The organism is Mycobacterium sp. TH-M11 (assembly GCF_057473725.1).
This window is the reverse complement of the sequence record NZ_JBYCLD010000122.1, coordinates 1-2,761: the sequence shown is the minus strand read 5'-3', so window position 1 is coordinate 2,761 and position 2,761 is coordinate 1. Positions and strand designations below refer to the sequence as shown.

Here is a 2,761-nt window from a genome sequence, read left to right as displayed (position 1 = left end):
ATGGGCTTCAGCCCAGCCACAATCCGCAGGTGGCCCTGCGCATGTTCACGACGGCGACCAGCCTGGACCCAGCGATGTGCGACGCCTGGCTGGCGCGGCTGCTGGCCGGCGACCAGAACATCACGGTGCTCACCGGCGCATGGCAGTCGGTGCAGACATTCGGCTGGGAGATCCGCCGCCTGGGGTTGACGGAGCTGGAGTTTCGTCCCGAGATTTCCGATGGGATGTTCCTGAAGCTCGCGGTCACCAGCGTCGAGTCGCTGGCCGCCGGCTACGCGGCCGCCCTCACCGAGGCGAAGCGCTACGCCGAAGCAGCCGAGCTGCTGGATTCGATTACGCCGCGGCACCCCTCCGACGAGGAATTGGTCAAATATGTGCGGGGGCTGCTGCACTTCCGCACCGGACGCTGGCCCGACGTGCTCACCCAATTCCCACCGGGCGCGGGCTGGCGGCATCCTGAACTCAAGGCCGCCGGAGCCGCGATGGCGACCACCGCGCTGGCGTCGCTGGGGGTGTTCGAAGAGGCGACCCGTCGCGCCCAGGAAGCCATCGAGGGGGATCGGGTACCCAGCGCGGCCAACGTCGCCATGTACACCCAGGGCATGTGCTTTCGCCACATGGGCCGCGAAGAGGAGGCCGTCGAGTCGCTGCGCCGGGTTTACTCCCGCGACGCGAAATTCGTCCCGGCACGCGAGGCGCTGGACAACACCAGCTACCGGTTGGTGCTGACCGACCCGGAAACCATCGAGGCCCGCACAGACCCGTGGGACGTGGACAGTGCGCCCACCCGCGAAGAGACGGAGGCCGCCCGGCATTCGGAGATGGCCAAGAAGTACCTCGACGAAGGCGACGCCGAGCTCAACGCGATGCTCGGTATGGATCAGGCCAAGCGGGAAATCAAGCTGATCAAGTCGACCACGAAAGTGAACCTGGCTCGCGCCAAAATGGGCCTGCCGGTGCCGGTGACCTCGCGTCACACGTTGCTGCTGGGGCCGCCCGGAACGGGCAAAACATCGGTGGCGCGGGCCTTTTCGAAACAGTTGTGCGGCTTGACCGTGCTGCGTAAGCCGTTGGTGGTCGAGACGAGTCGCGCGAAGTTGTTGGGCCGCTACATGGCCGACGCGGAGAAGAACACCGAGGAGATGCTCGAGGAGGCGCTTGGCGGAGCCGTCTTCTTCGACGAGATGCACAACCTGCACGAGAGCGGCTACTCCACGGGCGACGCCTACGGTAACGCGATCATCAATACGTTGCTGCTGTACATGGAGAACCACCGTGACGAACTGGTGGTATTCGGGGCCGGGTACGCCAAGGCGATGGACAAGATGCTGGAGGTCAACCAGGGGCTGCGGCGCCGGTTCTCCACTGTCATCGAGTTCTACAGCTACAACCCGAAAGAGCTCGTCGCGCTGACGCAGTTGATGGGCCGGGAAAACGAGGACATCATCACCGACGACGCTGCCGAGGGTCTGCTGCCGCACTACACCAGGTTCTACAACGACGAGACCATCTCACCCGACGGCGACCTGATCCGGGGCATCGACACGTTGGGGAATGCCGGGTTCGTGCGCAACGTGGTGGAAAAGGCCCGCGATCACCGTAGCTTTCGACTCGACGACGATGATCTCGACGCGGTGTTGTCCGGCGACGTGGAGGAGTTCAGCGACGACCAGCTGCGACGGTTCAAGGAGTTGACCCACGACGACCTCGCCGAGGGGTTGAGTGCAGCAGTCGCAGAGAAGAAGCCCGACTAGCCATTTGGTGGACCGGCCGGCACCTTGTCAACTCGCGCTCATCGGGCCAAACGGAAAAAATTTAGGTAAACCTACGGTGAGTTCATTGACTTGGTGCGGTATCGCTGCCAGACTTCTAGCTGTAAGTTACATGCACCTCGCTAGGTGAGGCGTCTGTACGGATATAGGCCACTGACCTCGAACGTCGAAAGACGCCCAGGGTCAGGACAGCTCTTCCCGGCTTAAGGGTTGAGCCCAAGTGGCTTCCGGACTCTCCGGATACGCCGTGCAGTGCCAAAGCTCTGACGAGAGGGGTGCTGCGGACGGCAGTGGTGTCGTTTCGCCCCATCCCTTGTGCATCGTGTTGGCGCCCCTGTGCGCCCTGGCCGTGAGGAGGTGAGGCGAAATGAGTTCTGACGATAGTCCGTATCCGAAACCGGGGTCCATTTCGTTGCGAACCAGCCCCGGCGTCCTTTCCGTCGTCTGAATCGGCTTACACGACAACATTTTTCACGCACTCCAGCGCCCAAACGTTGGAGTTCATCGAATCGCGCCGAAACCACCCTGAGGTGAGAAGCGGCTATTCCACGAGAGGGATTTGCTATGTCTTTTACGACCACTCAACCGGAAATGCTGGCAGATGCTGCCGGTCGGCTGGCCGGTATCGGCTCGACAATAGCCAGCCAGAACACCGCCGCGATGGGCCCGACCACCGCAGTGCTTCCGGCCGCCGCCGACCAGGTGTCGGTCTTGACCGCGGCCCAGTTCTCCACCTACGGCCAGCTGTATCAGTCGATCGGCGCACAGGCCAGCGCGATTCTGGGGATGTTCGTCAACACCTTGAGCGGCAGCGCCGGCTCCTACGCGGTCACCGAAGCCGCCAACACCGTTCTCGCGGGCTAGCTTCAGGATGAGTTGATGACTGTGGCGATGGATTTTGGTGTGTTGCCTCCGGAGGTCAATTCCGGATTGATGTATGCCGGTGCGGGTTCGGGCCCGCTGGTTGCGGCCGCGTCAGCGTGGACCGG

At 63.1% G+C, this 2,761-nt stretch carries 3 protein-coding genes and 1 riboswitch; all 3 genes read left to right on the top strand.

The features are described 5' to 3' along the window. Positions 1 to 1,754 (top strand): type VII secretion AAA-ATPase EccA (gene eccA / locus AC2VOG_RS05250; protein ID WP_486938859.1); only part of this gene is annotated, 1,754 nt, incomplete at its 5' end. 129 nt (positions 1,755 to 1,883) lie between these two features. Continuing rightward, positions 1,884 to 2,054, top strand: a riboswitch (M-box (ykoK) riboswitch). A gap of 282 nt (positions 2,055 to 2,336) precedes the next feature. Beyond that, positions 2,337 to 2,636: a PE family protein gene (locus tag AC2VOG_RS05245; RefSeq protein ID WP_486938858.1), complete on the top strand. Its 300-nt coding sequence runs from the start codon at positions 2,337 to 2,339 to the stop codon at positions 2,634 to 2,636. 27 nt (positions 2,637 to 2,663) lie between these two features. Beyond that, on the top strand, positions 2,664 to 2,761 hold a 98-nt coding region (locus AC2VOG_RS05240), incomplete at its 3' end, for a PPE domain-containing protein (protein ID WP_486938860.1).